At 75.0% G+C, this 7409-nt stretch carries 7 protein-coding genes; 3 read left to right on the top strand and 4 right to left on the bottom strand.

Going from position 1 to position 7409, the window contains the following annotated elements; translation table 11 throughout:
- Positions 1-443: 443 nt before the first annotated feature.
- The gene (locus tag AR3_RS27990; protein WP_067918498.1) at positions 444-1808 is read right to left on the bottom strand and encodes an ABC1 kinase family protein; all 1365 of its coding nucleotides are present in this window, start codon (positions 1806-1808) and stop codon (positions 444-446) included.
- A 1075-nt stretch (positions 1809-2883) separates the two neighbouring features.
- On the opposite strand from AR3_RS27990, the gene AR3_RS27985 reads away from it, so the two are divergent.
- Both AR3_RS27985 and AR3_RS27980 read left to right on the top strand, forming a co-directional pair.
- The gene (locus AR3_RS27985; protein ID WP_067918492.1) at positions 2884-3375 is read left to right on the top strand and encodes a M48 metallopeptidase family protein; all 492 of its coding nucleotides are present in this window, start codon (positions 2884-2886) and stop codon (positions 3373-3375) included.
- Complete coding sequence (locus tag AR3_RS27980; RefSeq protein WP_227022971.1) at positions 3372-4025, top strand: hypothetical protein; 654 nt, start codon at positions 3372-3374, stop codon at positions 4023-4025. Before AR3_RS27985 ends, AR3_RS27980 begins: the two co-directional genes overlap by 4 nt.
- 63 nt (positions 4026-4088) lie before the next feature.
- On the opposite strand, the gene AR3_RS27975 is transcribed toward AR3_RS27980, so the two are convergent.
- The 3 genes from AR3_RS27975 to AR3_RS27965 are packed head-to-tail and all read right to left on the bottom strand — an operon-like array spanning position 4089 to position 6257.
- Entirely contained in the window at positions 4089-4649 is a 561-nt protein-coding gene (locus tag AR3_RS27975; RefSeq protein WP_067918490.1) for an NUDIX hydrolase, read from the bottom strand.
- Between the two features lie 10 nt (positions 4650-4659).
- The gene (locus AR3_RS27970; RefSeq protein ID WP_067918488.1) at positions 4660-4863 is read right to left on the bottom strand and encodes a hypothetical protein; all 204 of its coding nucleotides are present in this window, start codon (positions 4861-4863) and stop codon (positions 4660-4662) included.
- On the bottom strand, positions 4860-6257 hold the full coding sequence (locus tag AR3_RS27965; RefSeq protein ID WP_067918486.1) for a zinc-dependent metalloprotease: 1398 nt from the start codon (positions 6255-6257) through the stop codon (positions 4860-4862). The genes AR3_RS27970 and AR3_RS27965 overlap by 4 nt, the downstream gene beginning before the upstream one ends.
- Positions 6258-6397: 140 nt before the next feature.
- Between AR3_RS27965 and AR3_RS27960 the strand changes: the two genes are divergently transcribed.
- On the top strand, positions 6398-7409 hold a 1012-nt coding region (locus AR3_RS27960), incomplete at its 3' end, for an NAD-dependent epimerase/dehydratase family protein (RefSeq protein WP_245637937.1).

Below are 7409 nucleotides of genomic sequence, written 5' to 3'. Positions count from 1 at the left end.
GCGCCCGCCGCGACGCGCGCGTCCGAGCGGCTCGGGTCCGCCGCGCGCTGCTCGGCTGACCCGGACGGCCCGAGCGGCACGTGCACGCGTTCCGGGAGCCCGCCGGTCGCAGGCGCCGCCCGTTCTTTCGGATGGTTTGACGGGCGGGCGCCTCCCGGCGGGCGGCGGGAACGCGCGGCGGCCCTACGCCTCCGCCGCGCGTTCCACACCAGCGGGGCCCCGCGCATCGCCGAGGTGCGCGGGGCCCCGCTGCCGTGTCACCGGACGAAACCTCCTCGGACAGCCGGTCGGCCGAGCTGTTCGCCGGGGACGCGGCGGCCCCGGTGCTGGCCGCCGAGCGGTCGCCATGGGCCCCCGGGTGTCCGTGTCCGACGGCGCGGACGCCGAGGCCCGCCGCGCGCCGCGCGCCACGAGGCGGGCCTGACCACCGCCGAGGTCCCGGATCAGCCGGCGAGATCCTCCGCGTCCGTCACGTCCTCGTCCATCAGGTCCGCCGGCTCGGGCTCGTCGCCGAAGCCGGGAATCCAGCGCAGCGACTCGGCGCGGGCGGGGATCTCGCATTCCAGCTGGCACAGCACGCCGGTGCCCGCCGACAGCACCCGGTGCACGATCACGTACTCGGGCGGCAGGTTCAGCTGGCGCACCACGTTGGTCGGCCGCAGGTCGGTGACCCGGGCGGCCATGTCGCGCAGCCACTCGCGGGTGAACTTGAAGGTCTCGGTGACGAACGGCTCGGTGATCGGCGCCAGGAACGCCTGCAGCGCCTCGGTGTCGATCTCGACGCCCTCGCGGATGAAGTCCTCGCGGCGCAGCGCCTCCTCGATCTCGCCGATCTCGGCCATGGTGCCGATGCGCAGCAGCCGCCCCATCCGGTACTGGAACTCCGGCGGGATGCGGTCGACGGCGCCGAAGTCCATCACGCCGAGCCGGCCGTCGTCGAGGATGCGGAAGTTGCCCGGGTGCGGGTCGCCGTGCAGCAGGCCGCAGCGGCGCGGACCCGACAGCAGGAACCGGCAGTACAGCAGGGCCGCGTGGTCGCGCTCCCGCTGGTCGCCCTCGGCGATGATCTTGGAGAGGGGGACGCCGTCCATCCACTCGGTGACCAGGACGTCCCCGGCCTGCGCGACGACGGCGGGCACCCAGAAGTCGGGGTCGTCGGCGTACGCCTCGTGCACGATGCGCTGCGACTGCGCCTCGATGGTGTAGTCGAGCTCCTCGGCGATGCGCTCGCGCAGCTCGGCCAGCATCGACTTGACGTCCAGGCCGGGCATGAGCACCGCGAACAGCTTCGCCAGCCGCGACAGCTGGTTGAAGTCGCTGAGCAGCGCCTGGCCCGCGCCCGGATACTGCACCTTGACGGCGACCGCGCGGCCGTCCTCCCACACGCCCCGGTGCACCTGCCCGATGGACGCGGCGGCCGCCGGGGTGTCGTCGAACTCGCGGAAGCGGTCCCGCCAGTCCGCGCCGAGGGCGTCCGCCAGGACCTGGTGGACGGTGCTCGCGGGCAGCGGCGGCGCGGCCTCCTGCAGCCGCGTCAGCGTCGCCCGGTAGGGGCCGGCGATCTCCGGGGGCAGCGCCGCCTCGAAGATGGACAGCATCTGGCCGAGCTTCATCGCCCCGCCCTTGAGCTCGCCCAGCACCTTGAACAGCTGCTCGGCGGTGCGCTGCTGGATCTCGACGGCCACGGCCTCGGCGGACTTGCCGAACGTGCGCTTGCCCACCCCGAGCGCGGTGCGCCCGGCGAAGCCGAGGGGCAGGGACGCCAGTTTCGCGGACCGCGTCACCGCGCGGCGGGGGAGATCGCTCACGGCGACCATTGTCGAGGATGACTGTCGTTCACGCCACAACGATCCGTGGAGGTCGGCCGCACTCGGCCCCGCTACCGCCGCGCTGCCGGCGACAACGATGTAAGTGTGCGCTTGCTCACCTTGGCGGTGCGGCGCCCGCGGCCGCCGGGGTCGCGGGACGGAGGCGCGTGACCGGGGACGGGCGGTTCGCCTCGTCGCCGCGGCCCGTGCCGTTCACGGCTCCCATGGGGCCGACGGGTACCGCGCCCCCTTCCGTGACGTGGGATGGCGTCGCGCCGGTCGGCGCGACGACGCCGACGGACGGCCAGGCGTTCGGCGGCCAACGACGTCACCACCGGCATCACGGTCTGCACCAGCCAGGCGACGGCGTTCTGCGGCAAGCCCAGGCGACGGGCCGTCCGGCGGGACAGCGGCGCCAGCAACCGGCTCGCCAGCCTGCCCAGTGCGGCCCCGGCGACGCCGCCGCCGATCCGCGCCGCCGCCCACCGCGCGCCCCCGGTCCGGGGGCTCGTGACGGGCGAGACCTTGGTGTGCGCGTTCTCTCGCGGCGCTCCCGTCCGTTCGCTTCGGCCTGCGCGCGCTCTCCGCAGGGCCGGGTGTGCGCCGTTGGAGCCCTGCCGCGGCATCGCTCGGGCTTCGGTCCGTCGTCGTCGCCTGTACCTGGTCACTGTGCACCCCCGAAGTCCGGCCGGTGATGGAAGCGGCGAGGCCGAGTCGCTACGATGTGCGACCGTTCCGTTACGTACCCGGCTCGTCGGGGCGGAATGCCCCGGCCCGCCTCCCCCCTCGTGGAGCGGCCCGGACGCGGCGCAATCTGATCTCACGACGGCGGGAGCGCCGTCCGCCGCGGGCGACGCGGCCTGCGGAAAGGCTGTGGAACGCCCTGTGGAGCGCCCGGCGCGGCGCTGTGGACAAGATCCACAAGGGCTGTGGAAACTCGGTGCCGACGGCAAAAAACACGGCTCTGACCTGCCGCGATATCAAACACCCCCTGTGGAGGACGCAAAAACTTAGGTACCGTTCTGGCGTGCCGCCAAATGTTGAGGTCCGCCGCAGCAGCCGACGTAGGCGGACGGTGTCCGCCTACCGTGACGGGGACAAGGTCGTCGTGATGCTCCCCTCACGGCTCTCCAAGGCGGAAGAGGAACAGTGGATCGCGACCATCCTGGAACGGCTGGCGGAGAAGGAGCGCCGCCGCCGTCCCACCGACGCCGACCTGCAGGCGCGGGCCCGTGAGCTGTCCCGCCGCTACCTGGGCGGACGCGTCGAGCCGGTGAGCGTGCGGTGGGTCGGCAACCAGCGCTCCCGCTGGGGGTCCTGCACGCCGGACGACGGCACCATCCGCCTCTCCACGCGGCTGCGCGGCATGCCCACCTGGGTGGTCGACTACGTCCTGGTGCACGAGCTGGCCCACCTGATCGTCCCCGGGCACGGCCCCGGGTTCTGGGAGCTGGTGTCCAACTATCCCAAGGCGGAACGGGCGCGCGGCTACCTGGAGGGCGTCGCGGCGGCCGCCCACCTGCCCCTCGAGGCCGAGGACGAGGAGCTGCGCGAGGCCGCCGGGTGAGCGGAGAGGCGACGCGGCGCGCCCCGTTCGTCGCGGTGCTGGCCCTGCGCGGGGACGACGGCTCCGGGGACGCGGCGGTCCCCCCGGGCGTCGACCCTGATGAGTTCCGGCTGGCCCTGCTGGAGGACACCTACGAGACCGCCGCCGGGCTCGACCTGGTCACCCCCGCGCTGGTCCTCGACCCGCCCGACCAGCCCGACGTCGAGGCGATCACCTGGCCCGGCACCCCGATCATCCGAGCCGGCACCCCGGCCGGCGCGTTCGCGGCGCTGCACGCGCTGGGCGCGACCGAGGCGGTGCTGCTGGCCGGGGACGCCCCCGATCTTCCCGGGCTGCACGTCGGCAAGCTGCTGCGCGCCCTCGGCCGCGCGCCCGCCTCCGCCTGCCGGGCCGACGGCGGCGGACTGGTCGCGCTGGCCGCCCGGCTGCCGCTGCCCGGGTGGCTGGACGGCGTCCTGCGCGACGTCGACCTCGACGTCCCCGACGCCCTGGAGCGGCTGCGCGCCGCCGCGCCCCGCCCCGGCCTGGTGCCGCAGGGACCCGCCTGGCACCGCCTGCGCACCCCCGCCGACCTGGCCCGCCTCGACCCGGGCCTGGAGGGGTGGGACAACACCCGCGCGCTGCTCGAAGGCCGCCCCCTCACCGGATGACCCTCCGCCCCCGTCGGCAGATCACAGGGGGCGGATCACGGGAACCGGGTCACAAGGGGCAGGTCACAGGGACAGCGCCCGCGCGCGGGCGACCAGGCGGCGCACCACCTCGTCCACGGAGTCGGGCAGCGCGTCCAGCGGGAACCAGCGCAGGTCCGCCGACTCCTCGCTGATCCTGTGCCGCGCGTCCGGCGGCGCGACCGCCACGTACTGCACGTCCAGATGCCACGAGCCCTGCGGATGGCAGCGCACCGCGTGCCGGTCCAACTGGACGGGCCGGGGCCGCGCCAGCCGCAACCCCGCGATCCCCGACTCCTCGGCCGCCTCGCGCAGCGCCGCGTCCGCCAGCGTGGCGTCCCCCGGCTCGCAGTGCCCGCCGAGCTGCAGCCAAGCGCCGATCTTGCGATGCAGCGTCAGCAGCACGCGCGCGGCCGCGGCGTCCAGCACCAGCGTGCTGGCGGTCAGGTGACCGGCCGCGCACCGCCGCCACATGCCGTCGGGATGCACGTCCAGATGCCGCAGGAAATCGCGCCGCAGCCGGTCCTGCTCGGGGTCGGGCGCCCGCCAGGCGTCCAGCACCCGTATCGCGTCGGCGCGCAGCGCCGTGTTCTCCGATCCGGTCATGGACGACGCGTCACATCCTGCCCACGCGGGGGTACAGGGAGTTGGCCGGATGCCGCCGGCGCCGCTCCTGGTCGATCGGCCGCTGCCAGCACAACCCCGCGGCCCGCGCCCCCCGCCGCCTGATCACGGCCATGGACGACCCCGGCGCGTAGACGCAGCCGTTGACCCGCTGACCGCCGCCGAAGCCGTGGCCGTACCCGCCCCCGGGCCTCACGATCGGGACCCGGAGCCGTCGTCGCCGGAGCCCGGGCCGCCGTCCGGGCCGCCGTCGTCCTCGTCGTCGCCCCGGTCCTTCTCGTCGTCCGGAACGTCCTTGGTCAGGGCGGAGATGTCCAGGTCGGACAGGCCCTCCACCTCCGGCCGGCCGTGCACGTAGCCCTGGGGGTCGTCCAGGTCGTCGGCGGTCGGCAGCAGGTCGGGGTGCCCCCACACCGCGTCGCGGCCCTGCACCCCGCGCACCTCGGTGAGCGAGCGCCACAGGGCGCCCGCCTCGCGCAGCCGCCGCGGCCGCAGCTCCAGGCCCACCAGCGTGGCGAACGTCCGCTCGGCCGGGCCGCCGGTGGCGCGGCGCCGCCGCACCGCCTCGGCCAGTTTGACCGTGTTCGGCAGCCGGCCCTCCGCCACCTGGTTGACCACCGTGTCCACCCAGCCCTCGACCAGGGCCAGCGTCGTCTCCAGCCGGGCCAGCGCCGCCTTCTGCCGGGGCGTCTCCTCGGGCTGCAGCTGGATCTCGCCGCCGAGCGCCCGCTGGATCGCCTCGGGGTCGCCGAGGTCCAGGCCCCGCACGGCCTGCTCGATGCCCGACAGGTCCACGGTGATGCCGCGCGCGTACTCCTCGACCGCGCCCAGGATGTGCGACCGCAGCCACGGCACGTGCGCGAACAGCCGCTGGTGCGCGGCCTCCCGCAGCGCCAGGTAGAGCCGCACCTCCTCGGGCGACAGCTCCAGGCCGTCGCCGAACGCGGCCACCCCGGCGGGCAGCAGCGCGCCCACGCCGTCGGGCGCGAGCGGCAGCCCCACGTCGGACGAGCCGACCACCTCGCGGGCCAGCGCCCCCAGCGCCTGCCCGGCCTGGCCGCCCACCATGGCCCCGGCCATCTGCTTGACCATGCCGATCAAGGGGCCCGCCATCGCCTGCACGTCGGCGGGGATGGCGCTCGAGCCCAACGCGCCGCCCATGGACTCGACCATCCGCTCGGCGATCGGGTCGCACACCTGCGCCCACACCGGCAGGGTCTGCTCGATCCACTCCGATCGGCTCCACGCCTGCGGCTTCTGCACGCCCGCGGGCAGCGTCGTCCCCTCGTCCAGCCACAGGTCGGCCAGCCGCAGCGCCTCCTCCACCTGGCGGCGCTCGGCGTCCACAACCGAGGGGTCGCCCTGCTCCACCACGGTGTGGCGGGCTATGTTCTTGGCCAGATCCCAGTTCAGCGGGCCGCCCCCCGCCCCGACCTGAACGCTGCCGATCATGTCGGCGAAGCGGTGCAGCATGTCGGCGAACTGCCGCATGTCGCCCATGGCCTGGAACGGATCCTGGGGCTTGTCCTTATCGCCTCTGTCGTCGTCGCCGTCGCCGGGACGGTTGAAGCCGAAGGGAGTGTTGCTCATCGGTTCGCCCCTGGGATGCATGATGGGCTCATATCCGCAACGTTAGCCGGTCCCGGGGAACTCGCGTACACAGGGAAGGGGGCAGCTCCGTGGCAACGGGCAAGGTTCGCCCTCGGCGTAGCACCGGCCCGGTCGTCGCCGTGACCGGGGCGGCCGCGGGGACGGGACGACTGCTCGCCGCCCGGCTCGCCGGGCGCGAGGAGGTCCGCAAGGTCGTCGCCGTCGACCGGCACCGCGGCGACGTGGAGGGCGCCACCTGGCGCGTCGTGGACGTCCGCGACCCCATGCTGTCGCACCGGCTGTCGGACGTCGACGTGCTGGTCCACCTGGACCTGCAGACGTCCCCCGACGTGGACCCGCGCGAGCGCCGCACCCACAACGTCCGCGGCGCGCAGACCGTGGTGACCGCCGCGGCGGCCGCCCGGGTGCGCCGCGTGGTCCTGGTCACCAGCGCCATGGTGTACGGGGCGTCGCCCGACAACCCGGTGCCGCTGCCCGAGGACGCCCCGCTGGCCGCCGAGGCCAACACCAGCATCGCCGGGGACTACCTGGAGATCGAGGAGCTGGCCGGGAACGCCGCCGTCACCCACCCCGGGCTGCGCGTCACCGTGGTGCGTCCCGCCGCGCTGGTCGGCCCGGGGGTCGACACGGTGATCACCCGGCATTTCGAGGCGCCCCGGCTGCTGTCGGTCAAGGGCTGCGCGCCCGGCTGGCAGTTCTGCCACATCGAGGACCTGGCCGCCGCGCTGGAACTCGTCGTCGTCGAGGACCTGGACGGGCCGCTGGCGGTCGGCTGCGACGGCTGGCTCGGCCCGGACGAGGTCCAGGAGATCACCCGCAAGCGGCGCTTCGAGCTGCCCGCCGCCGTCACCTTCGGCATGGCGCAGCGGCTGCACCGCCTCGGCATGACCCCGGCGCCCGCCACCGACCTGCACTACGTCGCCTACCCGTGGGTGGTCGACTGCGCCCGGCTGCGGGCCGCGGGCTGGAAGCCCGCCTACGACAACGCCACGGCGCTGCGCGTCCTGATGGAGGAGACCGCCGGACGGCACGCGGTGGTCGGCCGCCGCGTGGGCGGCCGGGAGGCGACCATGGCGACCGCCGCGGGCGCCACCGTCGCCGCGATCGGCGCCGCGGCCGCCATCCGCCGCG

Origin of the sequence: Actinomadura rubrobrunea NBRC 15275, assembly GCF_001552235.1 — a bacterium.
Classification (GTDB): domain Bacteria; phylum Actinomycetota; class Actinomycetes; order Streptosporangiales; family Streptosporangiaceae; genus Spirillospora; species Spirillospora viridilutea.
The sequence above is the reverse complement of the archived record's forward strand: the minus strand, read 5'-3'. Positions and strand labels throughout refer to the sequence as shown.